The 21,322-nt window shown below is 73.8% G+C and carries 22 protein-coding genes, 2 tRNA genes and 1 pseudogene; 14 read left to right on the top strand and 11 right to left on the bottom strand.

The window, feature by feature from the left end:
* The first annotated feature begins 144 nt into the window (after positions 1-144).
* Together ACFQ80_RS04030 and ACFQ80_RS04025 are read left to right on the top strand one after the other, a co-directional pair.
* Positions 145-492 (top strand): DUF485 domain-containing protein, encoded by a 348-nt coding sequence (locus ACFQ80_RS04030; RefSeq protein WP_430549771.1) that lies wholly within the window; start codon positions 145-147, stop codon positions 490-492.
* Positions 493-497: 5 nt separating this feature from the next.
* Complete coding sequence (locus tag ACFQ80_RS04025; protein WP_430549941.1) at positions 498-2,141, top strand: cation acetate symporter; 1,644 nt, start codon at positions 498-500, stop codon at positions 2,139-2,141.
* A gap of 65 nt (positions 2,142-2,206) precedes the next feature.
* Here ACFQ80_RS04025 and ACFQ80_RS04020 read toward each other — a convergent pair whose 3' ends face one another.
* From ACFQ80_RS04020 to ACFQ80_RS04010, 3 genes are all read right to left on the bottom strand, one after another.
* Entirely contained in the window at positions 2,207-3,244 is a 1,038-nt protein-coding gene (locus ACFQ80_RS04020; RefSeq protein WP_430549772.1) for a glycine betaine ABC transporter substrate-binding protein, read from the bottom strand.
* A gap of 119 nt (positions 3,245-3,363) precedes the next feature.
* Positions 3,364-4,077: an ABC transporter permease gene (locus tag ACFQ80_RS04015; RefSeq protein ID WP_430549773.1), complete on the bottom strand. Its 714-nt coding sequence runs from the start codon at positions 4,075-4,077 to the stop codon at positions 3,364-3,366.
* A complete protein-coding gene (locus tag ACFQ80_RS04010) occupies positions 4,074-4,754 on the bottom strand; it encodes an ABC transporter permease (RefSeq protein ID WP_430562644.1) in 681 nt (226 codons plus the stop codon). Before ACFQ80_RS04010 ends, ACFQ80_RS04015 begins: the two co-directional genes overlap by 4 nt.
* Before the next feature lie 96 nt (positions 4,755-4,850).
* Here ACFQ80_RS04010 and ACFQ80_RS04005 point away from each other — a divergent pair, with 96 nt between their 5' ends.
* Positions 4,851-5,891, top strand: coding sequence for an ABC transporter ATP-binding protein (locus tag ACFQ80_RS04005; protein WP_430549775.1), 1,041 nt, complete (start codon positions 4,851-4,853; stop codon positions 5,889-5,891).
* A gap of 9 nt (positions 5,892-5,900) precedes the next feature.
* Positions 5,901-6,806, top strand: coding sequence for a RimK family alpha-L-glutamate ligase (locus tag ACFQ80_RS04000; protein WP_430562643.1), 906 nt, complete (start codon positions 5,901-5,903; stop codon positions 6,804-6,806).
* Positions 6,807-6,827: 21 nt separating this feature from the next.
* On the opposite strand, the gene ACFQ80_RS03995 is transcribed toward ACFQ80_RS04000, so the two are convergent.
* The 3 genes from ACFQ80_RS03995 to ACFQ80_RS03985 form a co-directional block, all read right to left on the bottom strand.
* Complete coding sequence (locus ACFQ80_RS03995; protein ID WP_430562642.1) at positions 6,828-7,559, bottom strand: ankyrin repeat domain-containing protein; 732 nt, start codon at positions 7,557-7,559, stop codon at positions 6,828-6,830.
* Entirely contained in the window at positions 7,556-8,836 is a 1,281-nt protein-coding gene (locus ACFQ80_RS03990; protein WP_430562641.1) for an MFS transporter, read from the bottom strand. The genes ACFQ80_RS03995 and ACFQ80_RS03990 overlap by 4 nt, the downstream gene beginning before the upstream one ends.
* Positions 8,837-8,913: 77 nt before the next feature.
* Positions 8,914-9,300 (bottom strand): DUF1801 domain-containing protein, encoded by a 387-nt coding sequence (locus tag ACFQ80_RS03985; protein WP_430549779.1) that lies wholly within the window; start codon positions 9,298-9,300, stop codon positions 8,914-8,916.
* Positions 9,301-9,474: 174 nt separating this feature from the next.
* Between ACFQ80_RS03985 and ACFQ80_RS03980 the strand changes: the two genes are divergently transcribed.
* The 3 genes from ACFQ80_RS03980 to ACFQ80_RS03970 all read left to right on the top strand — a co-directional run bounded on the left by ACFQ80_RS03980 (position 9,475) and on the right by ACFQ80_RS03970 (position 11,562).
* Complete coding sequence (locus ACFQ80_RS03980) at positions 9,475-10,695, top strand: MFS transporter (RefSeq protein WP_430562640.1); 1,221 nt, start codon at positions 9,475-9,477, stop codon at positions 10,693-10,695.
* A 64-nt stretch (positions 10,696-10,759) separates the two neighbouring features.
* Entirely contained in the window at positions 10,760-11,233 is a 474-nt protein-coding gene (locus tag ACFQ80_RS03975; RefSeq protein WP_430549781.1) for an SRPBCC domain-containing protein, read from the top strand.
* Positions 11,230-11,562 (top strand): ArsR/SmtB family transcription factor, encoded by a 333-nt coding sequence (locus tag ACFQ80_RS03970; RefSeq protein WP_430549782.1) that lies wholly within the window; start codon positions 11,230-11,232, stop codon positions 11,560-11,562. Before ACFQ80_RS03975 ends, ACFQ80_RS03970 begins: the two co-directional genes overlap by 4 nt.
* Before the next feature lie 96 nt (positions 11,563-11,658).
* Here the strand turns inward: ACFQ80_RS03970 and ACFQ80_RS03965 are convergent.
* The 4 genes from ACFQ80_RS03965 to ACFQ80_RS03950 form a co-directional block, all read right to left on the bottom strand.
* Positions 11,659-11,731 (bottom strand) — tRNA-His (locus ACFQ80_RS03965).
* 71 nt (positions 11,732-11,802) lie between these two features.
* Positions 11,803-12,441 carry an oligoribonuclease gene (orn, locus tag ACFQ80_RS03960; protein WP_430562639.1) on the bottom strand — a complete coding sequence of 213 codons (639 nt, stop codon included), beginning with the start codon at positions 12,439-12,441 and terminating at the stop codon, positions 11,803-11,805.
* 154 nt (positions 12,442-12,595) lie between these two features.
* Positions 12,596-12,775 (bottom strand): hypothetical protein, encoded by a 180-nt coding sequence (locus ACFQ80_RS03955; RefSeq protein ID WP_430549784.1) that lies wholly within the window; start codon positions 12,773-12,775, stop codon positions 12,596-12,598.
* 205 nt (positions 12,776-12,980) lie between these two features.
* A tRNA-Arg gene (locus ACFQ80_RS03950) sits at positions 12,981-13,054 on the bottom strand.
* 68 nt (positions 13,055-13,122) lie between these two features.
* Here ACFQ80_RS03950 and ACFQ80_RS03945 point away from each other — a divergent pair.
* Positions 13,123-13,356 (top strand): annotated as a pseudogene (locus ACFQ80_RS03945) (group I intron-associated PD-(D/E)XK endonuclease); the annotation flags it as partial.
* 26 nt (positions 13,357-13,382) lie between these two features.
* On the opposite strand, the gene ACFQ80_RS03940 reads toward ACFQ80_RS03945, so the two are convergent.
* Complete coding sequence (locus tag ACFQ80_RS03940) at positions 13,383-13,763, bottom strand: winged helix-turn-helix transcriptional regulator (RefSeq protein ID WP_430549785.1); 381 nt, start codon at positions 13,761-13,763, stop codon at positions 13,383-13,385.
* Between the two features lie 140 nt (positions 13,764-13,903).
* Here ACFQ80_RS03940 and ACFQ80_RS03935 point away from each other — a divergent pair, with 140 nt between their 5' ends.
* The 6 genes from ACFQ80_RS03935 to ettA all read left to right on the top strand — a co-directional run bounded on the left by ACFQ80_RS03935 (position 13,904) and on the right by ettA (position 21,274).
* Positions 13,904-14,800, top strand: a complete 897-nt coding sequence (locus ACFQ80_RS03935) for an NAD(P)-dependent oxidoreductase (protein ID WP_430562638.1) — start codon at positions 13,904-13,906, stop codon at positions 14,798-14,800.
* Positions 14,797-15,663: an NAD(P)-dependent oxidoreductase gene (locus ACFQ80_RS03930; protein ID WP_430562637.1), complete on the top strand. Its 867-nt coding sequence runs from the start codon at positions 14,797-14,799 to the stop codon at positions 15,661-15,663. Before ACFQ80_RS03935 ends, ACFQ80_RS03930 begins: the two co-directional genes overlap by 4 nt.
* Before the next feature lie 60 nt (positions 15,664-15,723).
* On the top strand, positions 15,724-17,400 hold the full coding sequence (locus ACFQ80_RS03925) for a GTPase (RefSeq protein WP_430562636.1): 1,677 nt from the start codon (positions 15,724-15,726) through the stop codon (positions 17,398-17,400).
* On the top strand, positions 17,397-18,986 hold the full coding sequence (locus ACFQ80_RS03920; protein WP_430549789.1) for a GTPase: 1,590 nt from the start codon (positions 17,397-17,399) through the stop codon (positions 18,984-18,986). Before ACFQ80_RS03925 ends, ACFQ80_RS03920 begins: the two co-directional genes overlap by 4 nt.
* 48 nt (positions 18,987-19,034) lie before the next feature.
* Positions 19,035-19,463 carry a single-stranded DNA-binding protein gene (locus tag ACFQ80_RS03915; RefSeq protein WP_430549790.1) on the top strand — a complete coding sequence of 143 codons (429 nt, stop codon included), beginning with the start codon at positions 19,035-19,037 and terminating at the stop codon, positions 19,461-19,463.
* A gap of 128 nt (positions 19,464-19,591) precedes the next feature.
* Positions 19,592-21,274 (top strand): energy-dependent translational throttle protein EttA, encoded by a 1,683-nt coding sequence (gene ettA / locus ACFQ80_RS03910; protein ID WP_430549791.1) that lies wholly within the window; start codon positions 19,592-19,594, stop codon positions 21,272-21,274.
* The last annotated feature ends 48 nt before the right edge of the window (positions 21,275-21,322 follow it).

Genomic DNA, 21,322 nt, shown 5'->3' with positions numbered 1-21,322 from the left:
CCGGGACGGACGCGCCCCCGACCTGGGGACGCGCCCACGAAGTGACTTGCGCCACACGGCCCGGCTCTAGCAAGGTGTGCCACGCGAATCGTTATCGAGCGGGGCAGCGTGGCCCCGTCGGACGCCTGAGCCAACGGAGGCATCATGAGCGACCTGTCCACCGCGGAGCCACCACCGGGAGAGACCGAGTACCAACGGGTGCAGCGGTCGGACGAGTTCCAGGGGCTGCGACGCGCCTTCCGGAACTTCGTGTTCCCGATGACGGCGCTGTTCCTCGTCTGGTACTTCGTCTACGTCCTGCTCGCCAACTACGCCCACGACTTCATGAGCATCCGGCTGGGCGACAGCAACATCACGGTGGGGCTGCTGTTCGGCCTCGGCCAGTTCGTCTCCACGTTCGTGATCACCATGCTCTACGCCCGCTGGGCGAACAAGAGGTTCGACGCGCGGGCCGACGCGCTGCGCCGTGAGATCGAGGAGGGCGAGCTGTGAGCGGCATCCTGACCGAGTCCCTCGCGGGGACCCCCGTCGTCTCCGCCGCCGAGGCCACGGACATCGGCAACCCCTGGGTGAACATCGGCATCTTCGGGGCGTTCGTCCTGGTCACCCTGGTGATCGTGTTCCGGGCGTCCCGGCAGAACAAGTCCGCCGCCGACTTCTACGCCGGCGGCCGCAACTTCACCGGCCCGCAGAACGGGACCGCCATCGCGGGCGACTACCTGTCGGCGGCGTCCTTCCTCGGCATCTGCGGCGCCATCGCGCTCAACGGGTACGACGGCTTCCTCTACTCGATCGGGTTCCTCGTCGCGTGGCTGGTGGCGCTCCTGCTGGTGGCGGAGCTGCTGCGCAACACCGGCAAGTTCACGATGGCGGACGTGCTGTCGTTCCGGCTGCGTCAGCGGCCGGTGCGGATGGCGGCCGCCCTCGCGACGCTGCTCGTGGTCTTCTTCTACCTGCTCGCCCAGATGGCCGGCGCCGGCGGCCTCGTGGCCCTGCTGCTCGGCGTCGACAGCCGCGCCGGTCAGAGCCTCGTCATCGCCGTGGTCGGTGCGCTGATGATCCTCTACGTGCTGGTGGGCGGGATGAAGGGCACCACCTGGGTGCAGATCATCAAGGCCGTGCTCCTCATCGCGGGCGCCGCCATCATGAGCGTCTGGGTGCTGGCCAAGTTCGGGTTCGACCTCTCGAGCCTGCTCGGCGGCGCGGTCGACGCGGCGGGCGAGGGCGGCGAGGCGCTGCTCGAGCCCGGCAAGCAGTACGGCGTGGACGGCACGTCCAAGCTGAGCTTCCTGTCGCTCGCGCTCGCCCTGGTGCTCGGCACGGCGGGCCTGCCGCACGTGCTCATGCGCTTCTACACCGTGCCGACGGCCAAGGAGGCGCGGCGCTCGGTGGTCTGGGCGATCTGGCTGATCGGCATCTTCTACCTGTTCACCCTGGTGCTCGGCTACGGCGCGGGCGCGCTGGTGGGGCCGGAGGCGATCAACAACGCCCCCGGCGGCGTGAACTCGGCGGCTCCGCTGCTCGCCTTCGCCCTGGGCGGGGAGATCCTGCTCGGGCTCATCTCCGCGGTCGCCTTCGCGACCATCCTGGCCGTGGTGGCCGGGCTGACGATCACCGCGGCGGCGAGCTTCTCGCACGACATCTACGCCAACGTCATCAAGAAGGGGAAGGTCAACCCCGACTCCGAGGTGCGGATCGCGCGTTGGACCGTCGTCGTGATCGGCGTCATCGCCATCGTGGGCGGGATCTTCGCCCAGAACCAGAACGTCGCGTTCCTCGTGGCCCTCGCGTTCGCGGTGGCGGCGTCGGCCAACCTGCCGACGATCGTGTTCTCGCTGTTCTGGAAGCGGTTCAACACCTCGGGCGCGCTGTGGAGCATCTACGGCGGGCTGGTCTCGTGCATCGTGCTGATCGTCCTGTCGCCCACGGTGTCCGGCAACGAGAAGGCGATGTTCCCGTCGGCGGACTTCGACGTCTTCCCGCTGACGAACCCGGGCCTCGTGTCCATCCCGCTGGGCTTCCTGCTCGGGATCGTCGGCACCTTCCTGTCGAAGGAGAAGCCGCACCCGGAGAAGTTCGCCGAGATGGAGGTCCGCTCCCTCACCGGCGCCGGCGCCGAGAAGGCCGTGGCCAAGCACTGACGGCACCCCCGGCACGACGAAGGGCCCCGAGCTCGCTCGGGGCCCTTCGTCCGTCCGGGAGCGGGTCAGCCCGCCGACGTCGAGAGCGAGCCGTCGGAGCTGAACACCAGGCCCAGGGTGATCTCACCCTTCTGCAGCGCCGCCTTGGTGAGCGGGCCGCCCGCGTCCAGCGAGCGGAACTCGGAGAACGTCAGGCCGTACGTCTCCTCGAGGCCCGGCTGGCAGAACGGCCGCTCCGTGCACTCCGGGCCGGCGCCGAGCACCAGCCCGCCGCACGCCTCGGCGAGGTCGGTGAGGGTGGTGAGCGAGTGCTCGTCGGCGAACGCCTGCGTCACGGCGAACGCGTTCTGGTCCTGCGCGGGGGACGGGGCGCCGAACGTCAGGCCCGCCGCGTCGCCGAGCTCGGTGAGCGCGGCCACGGTCGCGTCGAGGTCGCCGCTCGCCACCGGCTCGGCGTCGGCCCCGTTGGCGTCCTTGTTGAGGAACTCCGTGAGGGTGCCGACGTACTCCGGCACCATCTGCACCTGCTTGCCCTCGAGCAGGGCCGGCAGGTACGTCTCGCGGTTGCCGATCGTGGTGACGGTCGCGTCGTAGCCCGCGCTCTTGAGCACGTCGGCGTACACGTTGCCGAGCGTGGCGCTCTCGGCGAAGTCCGCGGCGCCGATCGCGACCGTGACGCCCTCGCCCTGCGACGCGTCGTCGGCGGCGAGCCCGGCGTCCTCGACGAACTTCGCGGCGACGTCCTCCGACGTCTGGCGCTCGATGTCGACCGCCTTGTTGAGGCCGATGAGGGTGTCGGTGTCGAGCGCGGCCGACACGGTGTCGAGCAGCGGGATCAGGTCGGGCGCCTGGGACGCGAGGTCGGCGTTGACGGCCGGGATGATGTTGTCGACCGTCTGCAGCTTCTTGTCGTCCTCGAGCACCACGAGCGCGTCGCCCGGGACGGCCTCGCAGGTCGCCGCGGCGGCCGAGGCGGTGGACGTGGATCCGCCGCCACCGGCCGAGCCGGGGTCGCCGCAGGCGGCGAGCAGCCCGGTGGCGCCGACGACGGCGGCCAGGGCGGCCGTCGTGCGGCGCAGGGGGGTCGTGCGATGGAGGGTCATCGTGCTCTCCGTCCGTGGGAGGGGGACCGGCGTGGGTGGTGCGGGTGGAGATGAGGGGGAACCGCCCCATTCGACCGCGGGGGTCCGGTGGTGGCAACCGGTTTGTGGCGGATCGACGGTCACCGCCGGGCGGCGGCGCGCAGGGGTGCGGGGGTGACGAGGCGTTGCACGACGGCGAACACGCCGTCGAGCACCAGGGCCAGGGCCGCGACGAGGACGCCGCCGGCGAGGACCTGGCCGTAGCGCTGGGTGCCCATCCCGAGCGCGATGATCTGCCCGAGGCCGCCGCCCCCGGCGAGCGCGGCGAGGGGCACGGTGGCGCTGACCTGCACGACGGCGGTGCGCACCCCCGCGGCCACCAGGGCCGTGGCGAGCGGCAGCTCGACCCGGGTGAGCACCTGCCTGCCGGGCATGCCGAGGCCCACCGCGGCGTCGCGCGCCGACGGGTCCGCGCCGCGCACGCCCTCGTACGTGTTGACGAGCAGCACCGGGACGGCGAACAGCGCCGCCGCGACGACGGTGGCGCCGTCGCCGAACAGGCCCGCCGTGGCGAGCAGCAGGATGATGCCGAGCGTCGGGACGGCGCGGCTGGCGTTGGTGAGCCACACGGTGACGCCGCCGCCCCGGCGGCCGTGGCCCAGCCACGCGCCCACCGGCAGCGCCACGACCGCCGCGACGAGCACGGCCGCCCCGGTGAGGGCCAGGTGCTCGCGGCCGAGCTCGAGGATGCCGCCGGGCCCCGTCCAGCTCAGGGGGTCGTTGAGGTAGGCGATCGCCTCGCCGACGACGCCGGTGCCCTCGGCAGCGGCGACGGGTGCTGCCGCGACGCTCATGCGGACCTCCCGCGCAGCCAGGGGGTGAGCGCGCGTCCGGCGGCCCACAGCACGAGGTCGAGGACGAGGGCGAGCAGCACGCAGGCGAGGGTCGCCGTGAGGATCTCCGCCCGGTAGAAGTTGTTGCGGAAGCCCTGGAACATCAGCTGTCCCAGGCCGCCGTAGCCCACCACGACCCCGACCGTGACGAGGGCGACGGTCGTGACGGTCGCGAGCCGGAGCCCGGCGACGATGCTGGGCAGCGCGTTCGGCAGCCGCACCCGGGCCAGCACCTGCAGCGGGCCGTGCCCCACGCCGCGGGCGGCGTCCACGGCGGCCGGGTCCACGCCGTCGAGCCCGGTGACCGTGTTGCGCAGGATGACGAGCAGCGCGTACAGCACGAGGCCGAGCAGCACGGGCTGGCGGCCGATGCCCATGATCGGCGCGAGGATCGCGAAGAGCGCGAGCGACGGCACCGTGTAGAGGATCGCGGCCGTGCCGAGCAGGGGCCCGGCGAGCCAGCGCACCCGCGAGGCCAGCAGCCCCAGGGGGATCGCGACGAGCGCGGCGATGGCGACCGCCTCGATCGTCAGCAGCGCGTGCTCGGTGGTGCGCGCCCACAGCACGTCGGCGTTGTCGGTCACGTACGACCAGGAGAACCACGGGTTGTCCGCGGCGGTGGCGACGGCGGTGACCATGGGCTCGACCGTAGCCGCAGCCCCCGACGCGGGCCCGGGCGGCGCACCGGCGTGCCGCGGGCCGGCGTGCGGGACCGCCTCGATAGCCTCGCAACCATGCCGACCCCCGCCCCCGCCCGGCTGTCCGCCGGCATCGAGCTCGACGCCGTCCGCAAGGCCTACCCGGACGGGACGGTCGCGGTCGACGGCCTGAGCCTCACCGTGGAGCCCGGGGAGGTGCTGGCCCTGGTGGGCCCCTCCGGCTGCGGCAAGTCCACCACGCTGCGGATGATCAACCGCCTCGTGGAGCTCACGTCGGGCCGCGTCCTCGTGGACGGCGAGGACGTCACGCAGATGGACCCCGTGGCGCTGCGCCGCCGTACGGGCTACGTCATCCAGGACGTCGGGCTGCTGCCGCACCGCACGGTCGCCGCGAACGTCGGGACCGTGCCCCGGCTGCTCGGCTGGGACCGGCAGCGGGTGCGCGACCGGGTCGACGAGGTGCTCGACCTCGTCGGCCTCCCCGCGGCGCAGTACGGCCGTCGCTACCCCCACCAGCTCTCGGGCGGGGAGCGCCAGCGCGTCGGCGTCGCCCGCGCCCTGGCCACCGACCCGCCCGTGCTCCTCATGGACGAGCCGTTCGGCGCCGTCGACCCCGAGCGGCGCCGGGACCTGCAGAACCAGGTGTCGCGCATCCTCGCGGAGGTCGGCTCCACGGTGGTGCTGGTGACGCACGACGTCGACGAGGCGGTGCGCCTGGGCGACCGGGTGGCGGTGCTCTCCCGCGGCGGCCACCTGGAGCAGGTCGCCTCGCCGCTCACCGTCCTCGCGCACCCCGCGACCGACCGCGTGCGGGACTTCGTCGGCGCCGGCGCGCACCAGCGGATGCTCGCGCTCGCGGCCGTGGAGCGGGCGGACCTGGAGGACGCGTCCCTGGTCGTGCAGCCCGCGCCGCCGGCCGTGCCCCTGGGCGCCAGCCTCGCCGAGGCCTTCGAGGCCGTGGCCGCGCTGCCGACGTCGTCCCAGGGGCGGGTTCCGGTGGTCGACGACGACGGCGCCGTCGTCGGGTCGCTCACCGCGGCCGGCATCCTCGGCGGCCTGCGCCGCGCCGCGGACGCCGCCGCCCCCGCAGCGGGCGCAGCGGCCGCCGCCGACTAGGCTCGGCGCGTGACCACGACGCGCATCGGCCTCGCCACCTGCTCCGCCCTGCCCCGCCTCGACAGCGACGACCGCCCGCTGCTCGCGGCGCTCACCGAGCGCGGCGTGGTGGCCGAGGCCGTCGTGTGGGACGACCCCGACGTCGACTGGTCGGTGTACGACCTCGTCGTCGTGCGCTCCACCTGGGACTACTCGCCCCGGCGCGACGAGTTCCTCGCCTGGGCGCGCCGCGTGCCGCGCCTGGAGAACTCGGCCGACGTGCTGGCCTGGAACACCGACAAGGGCTACCTGCGCACCCTCGAGGAGGCGGGCGTGCCCGTCATCCCCACGATCTGGCTCGACCCCGACCGGCACCTGTCGAAGCGCGCGGTGCACACGCGGATGCCCGCCTTCGGCGACTTCGTCGTGAAGCCGGTGGTCAGCGCCGGCGCCCAGGACGCGGGCCGCTACCAGCCGGTGTCGGCGCAGTCGCGGGCGCTGGCGATCAAGCACGCGGTGGACCTGCTCGACCAGGGGCGCGCGGTGATGATCCAGCCGTACGTGACGTCGGTGGACACCACGGGCGAGACCGGGCTCGTCTTCGTGGACGGCGAGCTGCGGCACGCGGTGCGCAAGCACGCGCTGCTCACCGGTCCGGCCGAGGCCAGCGAGGCGCTCTACGCCGCCGAGCGGATGGAGCCCGCGACCGCCACGCCCGAGCAGGTCGACGTCGCGGAGAAGGCGCTCGCCGTCGCGCGGGAGCAGGTCGGCGGCGAGCAGCCGTTCCTCTACGCCCGCGTGGACCTCGTGACCGGAGACGACGGCACGCCGATGGTCATCGAGCTCGAGCTCACCGAGCCGTCGCTGTGGATGCAGCACGCCGGCACGGCCGCCACCCTCGACGCGTTCGCGGACGCGATCGTCGCGCGTGCCTGAGCCCGTGCCCCGGGCGGGGCGTCAGCGCCCGCGGTCGAGCTCGGCGACGATCGCGTCGTAGCCGCGGGAGGCCGCCAGGTCGCGGGGGAGCACGCCCTGCCCGTCGCGGACCGTGGGGTCGGCGCCCGCGTCGAGCAGGAGGCGCACCACCTCGACCTGGTCGGCCGACCCGTCGCCGAGGACGATCGCCTCGTGCAGCGCCGTCCACGACAGGTCGTTGACATGGTCCACCGGCACGCCGGCGTCCAGCAGGATGCGGACCGTCGACACGTGCCCGTGCTCGCTCGCGGGGATGAGCGCGGTGCCGCCGAACCGGTTGGTGCTCGTCACGTCGGCGCCGTGCTCGAGGGTGAGCCGCAGGATGTCGTCCAGGCCCTCCGCGCCCGCGTAGAGGAACGCCGAGTCCTGGAGGCGGTCCTGCGCGTCGGGGTCGGCGCCGGCCTCCAGCAGCAGGCGGGCGAGCCCGGCGGAGCCCTGCCGCGTGGCGGCGAGGAGCGGGGTGCGCCCGTCGGCGTCGCGGGCGTCGACGGCGGCGCCCTCGTGCAGCGCCGTGGCGACGGCGGCGGCGTCGTCGTCCGCGACGGCGCGGTGCAGGGCGGCGCCGGTCGGGGCGCCGGGGGTCGAGGACACGCGGGCCTCGGACGGGTCGGACGGGTCGGACGGGTCGGACGGGTCGGGTTCGGGCGTCGTGCAGCCGCCCAGCGCGGCCGCGAGGGAGACGCCGAGCACCACGGCGGCCGCGAGGCGCCTCACGCGCCCGCCTCGGCGTCGTCGGTGCGGCCGATCCGCAGCAGGGCGGGGACGGCGAGCATGAGGACGACCAGGCACGCGACCAGCGCGAGGCTGGCGCCGAGCGCGGTGTGCGGCACCCCGACCCGCTCGGCGACGGCACCGATCGCGAGCGTCGCGGCGGGCATGATGCCGATCACGAGCTCCTGCAGGCCGAGCGCGCGACCGTGCACGGCGGGCTCGGTGACCATGAGCAGCAGCGTGGTCTGCAGCACGCCGAACGCCGCGCTGGCCAGCCCGATGACGGCCATGAGGACGAACGCGGGGGCGGGAGACGTGGCCAGCGAGAAGGCGGCCCAGGCCAGCCCCCACACGGTCGTGCCGAGCACGAACAGCGCGCCCTTGAACCGGAAGTCGCCGAGCGCCGCGATGACCAGCGAGCCCACGAGGCCGCCCACGCCTGCGCACGTCAGCAGCGCGCCCAGGCCCGCGGCGTCGAGCCCGAACGACTCGGCCGCGAAGACGGGCATGAACGACTGGAACACGGGCCACAGGAAGATGTTCGCGGCCAGGGTGACCAGCAGGACGGCGACGGCGAGGCGGTTCCCGGCGACGGCGCGGAAGCCGCCCGCGACCATGGCGAGCACCGACGTCGAGGCGTGGCCGCCCGGGCCGGTGCGGGTGCGCAGGCGTCGCAGCGGCAGCATGAGAAGCAGCGACGCCACGTACCAGGCGGTGGAGACCCACAGGGCCGCGGGCGCGCCGATCGCCGCGATCATGGCGCCGCCCAGCGCGGGCCCGATCACCTGCGTCATGTTCATCGCCATCGAGTTCAGCGCGTTCGCGTTCGAGAGGTTCTCGCGGCCCACGAGGTCGAGGACCAGCGACATCCGGGCCGGCTGGGAGGGGGACTGGGCGATGCCGATGGCGAAGCCGCCCGCGACGAGCGCCCAGTACGGCAGCAGGTCGGCGGTCGCGAGGGCGGCGACCACGGCCACGGCGCCGGTGGCCCAGGTGCAGGCGACGAGCAGGAGGCGGACGCGGTCGTAGCGGTCGGCGAGCGCCCCCGCGACCGGTCCGAGCAGCATGGGCGCCAGCCGAGCCGCCGTGTAGACGGCGACGAGGAGCTCGGACCCGGTGAGCTCGTAGGCGAGCCACCCGAGCACCAGCGTCTGCGTCCAGACGCCGCCGAAGAAGAACAGGTTCGAGGCCCACAGGAGCTGGAAGGGGCGGTTGCCCCGGAGGGAGGAGAACGCGCCGGAGGGTCCGCTCGGTCGGGCGGGAACGGACTGTCGTGCCACGGCGGCGGGGTCTCCTTCGGGTCGGGGACCGCGTCCCGCGGCCGGGACGATGGTATACCGGGACGCCGGAGTCGAGGTCAGGGGCGCGGGGTGCGCCGTGCCGCGGCGAGCAGGAGCTCGCGGACGCCCGGCCGGTCGACGTCCTCCTCGGTGCGGAACGTGACGTGCCGCGCCCGCCTGCCGGTGCCCTCCAGGAGCCCGTGCGGGTCGTCGTCCGCCAGCTCGGCGCCGCGCGCGAGCAAGAGGTTCACGTGCGCGCGGTACGGCGCCACCGCCGCGATCAGCCCCACGTACGTGCCGGGCCGGTAGGTGTACCCGAGGAGGCGGGCCGACGGGTCCGGTTCCTCGACGGCGTCGGGCAGCGCCTCCGCCACGAGGGAGCGCAGTCGCGCGGTGACGGCGAGCACCGGGGGAGCGAGGCCCTCCAGCACCGCGGCCACGTCGTCCCGCCGGTCGTCGCCCATGGTGCCGACGCTAGCGGCGCCGCTCGCTCCGTGCCGGACGGGGGTGCGGTCGTCGCTCGCCGCCCGGGGCGACCGAGCGTGGCGAGAAATCTGCAACCGAGGGGTTGCATAGTGACCGAAGGTCGTGCGACTGTGTTATGCAACCGTAGAGTTGCATGATGAGGAGGGGTTCCGATGAGTGATCGACAGAGTCGTCGTCCGCAGGTCGGCCGCTCACGGGTGACGCTCGCCCTGGGCGTGCTGTTCGCGGGGACGTTCGTGACGGGGTGTGCCGAGATGCTCGTGATGGGCATGCTCGATCTGATCGCCGTGGACCAGGCCGTACCGCTGTCGGCCGTGGGCGTCCTGGTGTCGGCGAACGCGCTCGGCATCGCGGTCGGCGGTCCGACGCTGACCTTCCTGACCGCCCGGCTCGACCGGCGGCCGGTGCTGCTGACCGCGCTCGCCGTGTTCACCGGGCTGAACGCGCTGCCCGCCCTGGGAGCCGGCCTGGACGCCTTCGTCGCCGCCAGGGTCGCGATCGGTGCCGTGGAAGGGCTCTTCATCGCGGCGGCGATCACCACGGCGACCTCGATCGTGCCCCGCGAGCGGGTCGGTCGGGCGATGGCCGTGGTGATCTCCGGGTTCGCCGTCTCCGGCGCGGTGGGGATGCCGCTGGGCCGGTTGCTCGGCGAGGCCGTGGGCTGGCGTGCGTCGTTCCTCGCCGTCGTCCTCGCGGCCGCCGCGGTCCTCCTGGTCGCCCTGGTCGTGGTGCCCCGGGTGCACGCCGGGACGGAGGTCGGGCTGCTGGGCCAGCTGAGGTCCGCGTTGGCCCCGCGCGTGCTGGCGGTGCTCGCCGTGGGCGTCCTCCTGTTCGCGGGCGCCTCGGCGGCGCAGACCTACCTCGTCCCGTTCCTGGACGAGATGGCCGGGGTCTCCGGGCCGTGGATCGGGGTCTGCCTGATGGGCTTCGGGATCGCTGCTGCGGTCGGCTCCTTCGGCGGCGGCAGGTTCGCCGACGCCGGTGCCGTGCGCGCCCTGACGCTCGGCACGGTCGGCGTGACGGCGTCGCTCGTCGCCATGGGCGTCGCGGGCGTCAGCCCGGTGATCGCGGTCGCCGCGACGGCCGGTCTGGCCGTGTGCGGCGCGGGAGTCACGAGCCCGTGGCAGCACCGCGTCGAGGACCTCGCCGGGCCCGGCGCGATCCTCGCGGCGTCGCTGCCCGCGTCGGCCGGCAACCTCGGCGATGCCGTCGGCGCCTTCCTCGGAGGGCGGATGATCGACGTGGGCGGCGTCCCGGCGGCGGTGCTCACCGCCGCGGCCCTCGCCGCGCTGTCCATCGTTGCCGCGATCGCCAGCCGCGCCCTGCGGCCCGCGCCCTTGCCGCGGGAGCCCGAGCCTGCGACCGTCCACTGACCGCCGAGCGCGACGAGAGCACGACGACAGCACGACGAGAGCGCGACAAGAGAAGGAGAAGCAGATGGAGAGCGCGCGGAACCCTCAGGCCGTGGTCGACGCCGACACCTTCAGCGTGCGACGCACGATCCACATCCAGGCGTCTCGCGACAAGGTCTGGCGCACCGTCACCGAGCCCGAGCTGATCTCGCAGTGGTTCGGCCGGCTCGTCCTCGACGGCGGCGGTGCCGGCGCCGCCGGCACCGTGGGCTGGCCGGGGGAGCGCCGGGTCCCCATCCGGGTCGAGACGTTCGACCCGCCGTCGGAGGTGTCCTACCGGTGGTGCAACGAGGACGGCCCGCTGCCGAGGACCGTCGACGACCCGCGGGCGACGGTGTTCACGTTCACGCTCGAGGAGGCCGTCGGCGGCACCCGGCTCACCGTGGTCGAGACAGGGTTCGAGCGCACCGGTGACCCGGTGGGACTCATGGCCGACCACCGTGACGGCTGGGACGGGGAGCTCGACAAGCTCGTCGACCTGGTCGAGGGCCGCGCATGAGCGGCGGGTCGCCGGCGGACGGGACGGTGGTCGCGATGTGCAGCGCGCTCGGCGACGAGACGCGGTGGAGCATCCTGGCCGCCCTCGGCGAGGGCGACGCCTCGGCGTCCGCCCTCGCCCGGCGCCTGCCTGTCACCCGGCAGGCCATCGCGAAGCATCTCGCGGTGCTGCACGAGGTCGGCCTCGTGGAGACGGTCCAGGTCGGGCGCGAGGTGCGGTACCGGGTCATCGGGACGCGGCTCAGCGCCACCGCCCGGCGTCTCGACGCCATCGGCGCCGCATGGGACCGCCGTCTCGCCGCGCTCCAGCACGTCGCCGAGAACCTCTGACGCGCTCGTGGCGGACAAGGTCCGGGAATGACGAACGGCGGGGTCCGAGGGGACCAGAGAAATCTCTCTGGCCGCTCTCGGACCCCGCCGCATCGGGGTGGCTAACCGGGCTTGAACCGGCGACCTCCTGGACCACAACCAGGCGCTCTACCGACTGAGCTATAGCCACCATGGCCCTGTGACTGCGACCGAAGCCGAAGCACCGGGCCGTCGAAAAGTGTACATGCTCCGCGGGGCGGTTCAGGCCTCCGTGCGGTGCCGGGTGACGGACGTCTCGCTGACGCGCTCGGCGACCGCGCGTGCCGTCTTGGTGTCCGGCCCCGGCTGGGGCACGAACAGCGCCTCGCGGTAGTACCGGAGCTCGTCGATGCTCTCCAGGATGTCCGCGAGCGCGCGGTGGCCGCCGTCCTTCTTGGGGGCGGCGAAGTACACGCGCGGGTACCAGCGGCGGGCGAGCTCCTTGATCGACGACACGTCGACGATCCGGTAGTGCAGGTGCCCCACCAGCTCGGGCATGTCCCGGTCGAGGAACATCTTGTCCGTGCCGACGGAGTTGCCGGCCAGCGGCGCCTTGCCCGGCTCGGGCACCCATTCGCGCACGTAGTCGAGCACCGCCTGCTCGGCGTCGGCGAGGGTCATGCCGCCGGAGAACTCCTCGATGAGGCCGGACGAGGTGTGCATGTCACGGACGAAGTCGTTCATCTGCTCGACGGCTTCCGAGGGAGGCGCGACGACGACGTCCACCCCCTCGCCGAGCACGTTCAGCTCGGAGTCCGTGACCACGGCGGCGACCTCGACCAGCGCGTCAGCGCGCAGGTCCAGGCCGGTCATCTCGCAGTCGATCCACACGATGCGTTCGTTCGGGTTCGCGGGGCTCACGGGGCCAGCCTACGGTCCGCGCGCCGGGGGGAAGGCGGGGGACATGACGAGGGCCCCGCTGCTCCGGAACGTTCGGGGAACGGTCCGGGCCGCGGGGCCCTCGTGGCGGTGTCACCGCCGGGTCGGTACCCGGCGGGCGCTCGCCCGGCGGGTGTCATGCGGTCAGCCGGTCGAACAGCGACCGGGAGAGACCGGTGCGCGGGCGACGGGCGTGCGGCTGCCGGCGCTGCTTGCGCTGCTCCTGCAGTCGGCGGACGGTGCGTTCGCGTTCGGCCTCTTCGAGGCGTTCGCGCTGGATGACCTGCACGAGAAGCAGGTTCTCCGGGGGAAACATGGTGATGGTGTCCTTCGTGACGTGGGGTCGTCGGTCCGGGCCAGGGACCACCCGTGCGACCGGTGTCTGACCGGCCGCGCGTCACCGCGGTGCAGGAAAGAGTCTGCCGGGACGTCGTCGTCGGGCGCACGGCTTTTTCCCAGGTCATCACGCCGGCGGGGTGGCGCGACGTCGGTGTCGGCCACATGCCGCCGTTGCGTATCGGTGCCTCCGGCAGGATTCGAACCCGCGACCCGGTCATTAGAAGTGACCCGCTCTATCCAACTGAGCTACGGAGGCAAGCGACCAGAGTTTAGCCCAGTCGGTGCTGGTCACGACCGTGCTGGGTGCGCCCCTGGTCGCGGAGCATGGGAAGACCCATCGACAAGGACAAGGGCGATCTTGGCGTGGCGAAGGCCCATGCCGGCGCGATCACCGTCCACTTCCGATCGGTTTGGAACGACCGCCAGGGCACCCACGCCAAGCCGACGGACAAGACCGCGATCGACGTCGTCCGCATCTCCTGTCCCGAGACCGACGAGTGCTACTACGGGTCAGCGCAACGGTGTGCTCGACGCCGCCACGTTCCGAGACCTTGCCGTCCTCGCGCAACGGCGCCCGTGACAGGTCAGGGCCGGGGCATCGCCGCCGCGTCGGCGTGGTCGACCAGCTCGCGACCCTCGCGCCGGATGCGTTCGGAGCCCCAGGTGCCGAGCGGGGCGAGCGCGTCGTTGAGCGCCCGGCCGTGCTCGGTCAGCGCGTACTCGACGCGGGGTGGCACCTCGGCGTAGACGGTGCGCACCACGAGGTCGTCGGCCTCCATCTCGCGCAGGTGCTGGGTGAGCATCTTCTCGCTCACGCCGGGCAGGCCGCGGCGCAGCTCGGCGAAGCGGCGCACGCCGTGCTCCTCGAGCTCCCAGAGGATGAGGCCCTTCCACTTGCCGCTCACGACGTCGAGCGCGGCGTCGATGCCGCAGACGTAGGGGCCGCGGCGGGTGCTGACGGTCATGGGTGCTCCTCGGCCGGGGTACTTCCCTCGAGGTAAGTACCGCAGTAATTAGTGCGTACTTCTCAGCGTCTCCGTACCCCCAGAGCATGGAGGCACAGCGGCATCACCACAAGGCACGACGCACCAGAGGAGCACCGCGCATGACTGCACAGCACGCACCGGTCACGGTCATCGGCCTCGGCCCGATGGGGCAGGCGATGGTCCGCAGCCTCCTGACCGCCGGCCACCCCGTCACCGTCTGGAACCGCACGACCTCCCGCGCCGACCACGTGGTCGCCGACGGCGCGCTCCTCGCCCCCACGCCGCGTGCGGCGCTGGAGGCGGCGGAGCTCGTCCTGCTCAGCCTCACCGACTACGCGGCGATGGACGCGATCCTCGACGGCGCGACCGACGCGCTCGACGGCCGCACGCTGGTGAACCTGAGCTCGGACACCCCGGAACGCACCCGCGAGGCCGCGGCGTGGGCGTCGGCGCACGGTGCGGCGTTCCTCACCGGGGGAGTGATGAGCCCCGCTCCGACGGTCGGCACCGACGACGCGTACGCGTACTACTCGGGCCCCCGGGACGTGTTCGACCGTCATCGCGAGGTGCTGGCGGAGCTCGCGGCGCCGCGGTACGTCGGCGCGGACCCCGGGCTGGCGCAGCTCATGTACCAGGCGCAGCTCGACGTCTTCCTCACGGCGCTGTCCGCCCTCATGCACGCCACCGCCCTCGTGGGCAGCGCCGGCATCCCGGCACGGGACTTCCTCCCCGAGGCGCTGACGACGCTGACCGACATCCCGGCGATGCTCGCGGCAGGAGAGGGCGGGCGGGAGAGCACCGGTGCGCAGATCGACGCCGGGCGGCACCCGGGCGACCTGAGCACGGCGACCATGATGGGCGCCACCGCCGACCACCTGGTCGCCGCCAGTGCGGCGGCCGGGATCGACGTCGGCCTGCCACGGGCGGTGCAGGAGCACTACCGCCGCGCGATCGACGCGGGGCACGGGGCCGACGGCTGGACCCGCATCGTCGACGGCATCCGGGACCCGCGATGAGCCGCGGGACGGAGCCGGTCGCGCTGCTCGGGCTCGGCGTCATGGGACGCGAGCTCGCCGCGGCGCTGCTGGAGGCCGGTCACGAGGTGACGGTGTGGAACCGGTCGCCCGGCCGGGACACGGAGCTCGTGGGGCGCGGCGCCCGCCGCGCCCCCGACGCCCGGGACGCCGTCCTCGCGGCGCCGACCGTCGTCGTCTGCCTCTACGACCACGCGTCGGTGCACGAGACGCTCGAGCCGCTCGCCGAGCAGCTGCGTGGTCGCGTCGTGGTCAACCTGACCACGACCACCCCGAACGAGGCCCGTGCGGTCGCCTCCTGGGCGTCCGACCACGGGGTGCGCTACCTCGACGGCGCGATCATGGCGACCCCGCCGATGATCGGCCGCCCCGGCGCGGAGATCCTGTACAGCGGCGACGAGGGCGTGTTCCGCGAGACGCGCGGCGTCCTGGACCGCTGGGCGACGAGCACCTTCGAGGGCGCGGACCCAGGGCGGGCGTCGCTGCTGGACCTCGCGATGCTGTCCGGGATGTACACGATGTTCGCGGGGTTCCTGCACGGCGCCGCGATGGTCGGTGCCGACGGTGTGGACGCCACCGGCTTCGCGCGGCGTGCGGCGCCCTTCCTCGCCGCGATGACCGAGGCGTTCGCGCTCGACGCGGCGGTGATCGACGGCGGCGACTACTCCGCGCCCGTGCAGAGCCTGGACTGGTCCGACCTCGGGCACCTGGTGCGCGCGAGCGAGGAGCAGGGCGTGGACCCCGCGCCGATCGCGATGGTGGAGGAGCTGCGCCGGCGCCAGGTCGACGCGGGGCACGGCGCGGAGGACTTCGCGCGCATCTACAAGAGCCTGCGCCGCCGCTGAACCCGCCGGCGACCGGCGCGCGCGTTTGGCACGGAACGCGCCAGCGGGAAGGATGTGCCCGTGACACCTTCCCTGGAGACCCGTGCCTCGCGCCGTGCCGCGAGCAGGAAGGACGCCGGGGCTGGCGAGGAGATCGGCGTCACCGTCCACGACGTCGCCCGCGACCTGCGTCGTGACGTCGCGGCGGTCGAGCTCCCCCTCCCGATCGACGGGGCGCAGGAGGCGGCGGCCTCCCGCGACCGGCTGCTCGCCCAGCTCGACGAGCACCTGCTGCCGCGCCTCAAGGAGCTGTCGTCGCCGGCGGTCGTCGTCGTCGCCGGGTCGACGGGCGCGGGCAAGTCCACGCTGTACAACTCGCTGCTGGGGGAGGCCGTCTCCGAGGCGGGCGTGCTGCGCCCCACGACGCGCGAGCCGGTCCTCGCCCACCACCCCGCGGACACCGACGTCATGTCGGCCGGACCCGTCACGGACCTGTCGCGCGTGGTGCAGCACGAGGGCGTGCCGCGCGGGACGGCCCTGCTGGACGCGCCCGACCTGGACTCGTTCGTGCAGCAGAACCGCTCGACGGCGCAGCAGCTGCTCGAGGCCGCCGACCTGTGGCTCTTCGTCACCACGGCCGCGCGCTACGGCGACGCGCTGCCGTGGCAGGCGCTGGCCCGCGCCACGGAGCGCGGGGCGTCGGTGGCGATGGTGCTCAACCGGGTGCCGAAGGAGACGCTGACCACGGTCCGCGGCGACCTGCTGCAGCGCCTGCGCGAGCACGGCATGACCGACGTCCCGCTGTTCGTCGTCCCCGACGTCGGTCCGCACGAGGGGCTGCTCGACCCGTCCGTCGTGCAGCCGGTGCGGCGCTGGCTCACCATGCTCGCCGGTCCGGACCGCTCGCGCGCCGTCGTCGTGCGCACCCTCAAGGGCGCGCTGGGCGCGCTGCCCGGCTGGGTGACGTCGCTCGCGGACGCGATCGACGCGCAGCAGGAGGCCGTGCAGGTGCTGCGCCGCCGCGTCACGGAGGAGATCCCCGCGGCGGAGCAGCTCGCCCGCGACGCGGTGGCGGCCGGTGTCGTCGCCGGGGCGTCGGTCGAGGCGCGCTGGCGGGAGCTGTCCGGCACCGTCGGCGTCGACCGCGTCAAGGTCCGCGGCGACCGGGCGCGCAGCACGCGCCGCGCGGGCCGCGCCCGCGAGGCCGCGCTCGAGGGCCTCCGGTCCGACGTCGTCGACGCCGCCACGCGCACCCTGGCGGCGTCCGGCGCCCGGGTCGAGGAGCGGCTGCGCGCCGTCCTCGCCGGCCCGGGCGCTCCCGCCGGCGGCGAGGCCGTCGCCCCCGACGGCGCGGACCGCACGGCGGCCCGCGAGGCCGACGTGCCGGGTCGGGTCGCGCAGTGGGCCGACCGGGCCGACGCCGTGGTCTCCGAGCTGGTCGGGGAGCTCACCGGCGACGCCGCGTCGGGCGCCCGGGTCGAGGCCGCCGTCAAGGCGTTCGGGGCGCGCGGGCTCGCCACCCTGTTCCTCGCCTCCGCCGCGGGCAGCGGCGACGCCGACCGCCTGCTGGAGCGCGTCCTGGGGGACCTGGCCGCCCAGCCCGTCGCCACCCTGCGCGACGACCTCGGCGACCGCGCGGCCGCCGTCGTCGACGCCGAGGTGCAGGCCGTGCTGGACGACCTCGGTCCGTCCGAACCCGCCGACGACGCGGCCGCGGGGCTGCGCGTGCGGCTCGCCGAGCTCAGGAGGCTGACATGACCGAGAGCCCGTCCCACGACGCGACGCTGCGCGCCCGCACCGAGGACCTCGCGCAGGCGCTCGAGATCGCCGGGCCGCGGCTGGACGACGCCACGTCGCGGCGCGTGTCCGCCGCGGTCGAGGGCGTGCGGGAGCGGCTCGCGCTCGGCGTCGACCACACGGTCGTGGCGTTCGCCGGAGGCACGGGCTCGGGCAAGTCCAGCCTGTTCAACAAGGTGTCGCGGCTGAGCTTCGCCGACGTGGGCGTGAAGCGGCCGACGACGGCGCGCGTCACGGCGTGCTCCTGGTCGGACGGCGCGGAGGCGCTGCTGGACTGGGTGGGCGTGGACCGCGAGCGGCGCATCACCCAGGGCGGGGAGCTCGACGGCGGGGACGAGGAGAAGCTCGCCGGGCTGGTGCTGCTCGACCTGCCCGACCACGACTCCGTCGAGCCCGCGCACCGCGAGGTCGTGGACCGCGTGCTGCCGCTCGTGGACCTGCTGGTGTGGGTCGTGGACCCGCAGAAGTACGCGGACGACGCGCTGCACTCGGGGTACCTGCGGGACTCCGTGGGCTCCGAGTCGTCGATGGTGGTGCTGCTCAACCAGGTCGACACGGTGCCGGACGCGCAGCGGGAGAACCTGCTGGCCGACCTGGCGCGACTGCTCGAGGACGACGGCCTGACCGGCGTGTACGTGCAGGGGGTGTCCGCGAGGACGGGCGAGGGGATCGACCGCGTCCGGGGCCTGCTGGAGGAGGCGTGCGCGCGGCGGTCGGTCGCGGCGGGTCGCGCGGCCGCCGAGCTGGACGTCGCGGCGCGGCTGCTGCTGGCCCAGACCCCGGCGGAGGTGCCGTGGCAGATGGGCCCCGCCGTCGAGCGCGAGCTGGACGCGCTGGTGGCCGCGACGGGGCTGGCCGCGGTCGCGAGCCAGGTCGGCAACGCGGTGCGCAACGGCTACGGCCGGCCCGAGGTGCCGCCGCCGGACCGGGACGCCGTCGCGCTCTCGCGGGCCCGCTGGCTGACCCGGGCGGGCGCGTCGCTGCGGCCGGGGTGGCAGCGGTCGCTCGCCTCCTCGGTGGCGGGGGCGGACCAGCTGCGCACGTCGGTGGCGGGTGCGCTGCGCGGCGTCGCGCTCGACACGCGGGGCCCGTCGGCGGCCCGCGCGCTGCGCCGCACGGCGTGGGTGCTCGGCGCCGTCGCGGTGGTCGCGGCGGTCGTGGGAGCCCTCGCACTCACGGGCGTGCTCGACCTCGCCTCGCCCTGGCCGGCCGTGGTGCTCGCGGTGGCCGGCGTCCTGGCCGTGGCCGCCGTGGTGGTGGCGTTCGCGGGCACGGCATCGCGGCGCACGCTGGCGCGCAAGCGCGAGCAGGCCGTGGCGTCCGCGGGCCGGGCGGCCCTCGAGCGCGTGCTGGCCGAGGGGCTCGGTGAGCCGACGCAGAAGCTGCTCCACGAGCACCGCCGGGTGCGCGAGCTCGCGCAGGCGGCCACCGAGCTGCCGACGTCGCAGCCGCTCACCGGGTCCCTGAAGCTGCCCACAGGTTCCGAGCTGGCGCCGTCGTCCACAGCCACGCCGAAGGCGGGGGCGCACCGGGCCTCGGGCGACTGATCCTGGGGGCCCGTCGGCGCCTGCCGGCGGCGGACCCAGGAGGAGCGCATGAACGAGGTCAGCATCACGGTGAACGGGTTCGTCGGGACGAAGCCGACGCTGCACCGGTCCGACGGCGGCGTCGAGTGGACCACCTTCCGCGTGGCGAGCACGCGGCGTGTGCGCGACCCGCGCAGCGGTGAGTGGTCCGACGGCCAGACGCTGTGGTTCACGGTGAAGTCCTTCCGCGCCGGGGCCCGCAACGTGGCGGAGTCGCTGGCGCAGGGCGACCCCGTGGTCGTCACGGGCCGGCTGTCCACCGAGGAGTGGACGGACAAGGACGGCAAGGACCGCTGGCAGCTGGTCCTTGACGCGCACGGTGTGGGCCCCGACGTCACCCGCGGGCTGGCGCGGTTCACGCGCGTGGTCGACCGGACGGATCCCGAGGACGTGCCGGAGCCCGATCGGCAGCCCGAGCCGGTGCCGGTCGGCGTGTGAGGCCCGAGGTCGCGTAGGCTGGTGGACCGGCCGCCATGCCGGTCCTCCAGCCTGCCCGCTGGAGCCTCGAACCTCTCGGACCCGATCCCTCGGGTTCGCCGCGCGATCGAACGGTGGAAGCAGAGCCAGTGGCTGAGTTCATCTACTCCATGTACAAGGCGCGCAAGGCGCACGGCGACAAGGTCATCCTCGACGACGTCTCGCTGAACTTCCTGCCCGGCGCCAAGATCGGCGTCGTCGGCCCCAACGGCGCCGGGAAGTCGACGATCCTCAAGATCATGGCGGGCCTCGAGCAGCCGTCGAACGGTGAGGCGCGCCTCTCCCCGGGGTACACGGTCGGCATCCTCATGCAGGAACCGCCGCTCAACGAGGACAAGACCGTGCTCGGGAACGTCGAGGAGGCGGTCGGCCCGCTCAAGGCGAAGATCGACCGGTTCAACGAGATCTCCGCCCTCATGGCGGAGCCCGACGCCGACTTCGACACCCTGCTGGCCGAGATGGGCACGCTCCAGGAGGACATCGACGCCGCCGACGCGTGGGACCTCGACTCCCAGCTCGAGCAGGCGATGGACGCCCTGCGCTGCCCGCCGCCGGACGCCGACGTGAAGGTGCTCTCCGGTGGTGAGCGACGCCGCGTGGCGCTGTGCAAGCTGCTGCTGGAGAAGCCGGACCTGCTGCTGCTCGACGAGCCCACCAACCACCTCGACGCCGAGTCGGTGCTGTGGCTCGAGCAGCACCTGGCCTCCTACCCGGGCGCCGTCCTCGCCGTCACGCACGACCGGTACTTCCTCGACCACGTCGCGGAGTGGATCTGCGAGGTCGACCGCGGCCGCCTCTACCCGTACGAGGGCAACTACTCCACCTACCTGGAGAAGAAGCAGGCCCGCCTCGAGGTGCAGGGCAAGAAGGACGCCAAGCTCGCCAAGCGCCTCAAGGACGAGCTCGACTGGGTGCGCTCCAACGCGAAGGGCCGCCAGACGAAGTCGAAGGCGCGCCTGGCCCGCTACGAGGAGATGGCCGCGGAGGCGGAGCGGACGCGGAAGCTCGACTTCGAGGAGATCCAGATCCCCGCGGGCCCTCGCCTGGGCAGTGTCGTCCTCGAGGCCAGCAACCTGCAGAAGGGCTTCGACGGCCGCCAGCTCATCGACGGCCTGAGCTTCACGCTGCCGCGCAACGGCATCGTCGGCGTCATCGGTCCGAACGGCGTCGGCAAGACCACGCTGTTCAAGACGATCGTCGGCCTGGAGCCGCTCGACGGCGGCGACCTCAAGGTCGGCGAGACCGTCAAGATCTCCTACGTCGACCAGTCGCGCGGCGGCATCGACCCGAAGAAGACGCTGTGGGAGGTCGTCTCCGACGGGCTCGACTTCATCAAGGTCGGCAACGTCGAGATCCCGTCGCGCGCCTACGTGGCGTCGTTCGGCTTCAAGGGGCCGGACCAGCAGAAGCCCGCGGGCGTGCTGTCCGGTGGTGAGCGCAACCGCCTCAACCTGGCGCTGACCCTCAAGCAGGGCGGCAACCTGCTGCTGCTCGACGAGCCCACCAACGACCTCGACGTCGAAACCCTCGGCTCGCTGGAGAACGCGCTGCTCGAGTTCCCGGGCTGCGCCGTCGTGGTCTCCCACGACCGGTGGTTCCTCGACCGCGTCGCGACGCACATCCTCGCGTACGAGGGCACGGAGGAGGACCCGGCGAACTGGTACTGGTTCGAGGGCAACTTCGCCTCGTACGAGGAGAACAAGGTCGAGCGCCTGGGCGCGGACGCCGCGCGCCCGCACCGCGTGACGTACCGCAAGCTCACGCGCGACTGAGCGCGCGGGCTCCGCGCCCGCACGACCAGCGCGACGCCCCCGGCACCC

Origin of the sequence: Isoptericola sp. NPDC056578, from assembly GCF_042793275.1 — a bacterium.
Lineage (GTDB): Bacteria > Actinomycetota > Actinomycetes > Actinomycetales > Cellulomonadaceae > Isoptericola.
Note: the sequence above shows the minus strand (reverse complement) of the source record. Positions and strands in the feature narration are given on the sequence as shown.